The sequence below is a fragment of the Chromohalobacter sp. HP20-39 genome, assembly GCF_033052815.1.
Classification (GTDB): domain Bacteria; phylum Pseudomonadota; class Gammaproteobacteria; order Pseudomonadales; family Halomonadaceae; genus Chromohalobacter.
Genome location: NZ_JAWHTP010000227.1, coordinates 1 through 400, shown reverse-complemented (window position 1 = coordinate 400; position 400 = coordinate 1). Strand labels below are relative to the sequence as shown.

Annotated in this window: 1 protein-coding gene; it reads left to right on the top strand. The window is 70.2% G+C overall.

Translation table 11 applies throughout. The features are described 5' to 3' along the window. Positions 1 to 400, top strand: a 400-nt coding sequence (locus RVY79_RS17760) for a hypothetical protein (protein ID WP_411161743.1), incomplete at both ends; no start/stop codon positions are given.

The window sequence follows — 400 nt, the reverse complement described above, 5'->3', positions numbered from 1 at the left end:
CACCGCGGTGTTGTCCTATTGGGGCGGCGCGAAGCGCCTGCACGCGTTGCATGTGTTGAATGTGGAGGCGGCGGTACCGCCCAGCGTGCGCCATGCTGCCGCACGCGATGCGTCGCACCCCGTGGTGGCCTCAGGTGTTGAACCGGCCGCCAAGACGGAGCCAGCCGCGCCGCGCGTGCGCCTCGCCGAGTTGCGTGCGCCGCTGTCGGAGACGTCGGACAACGATCCATTCGCCGTATTGTCGTGGCTGCCGCCCCCGCCCCCGCCCCCTCCTGTTGTTGCGCCAGCGCCGGAGCCGGCTCCACCACCGAGCGCGCCTGCGTTGCCATTCGTCTATCTCGGCACGCTCAACCCGGATGCGGCCAAGCCGCAGGTGTTCATCAGCAGCGGCGATCGGCTC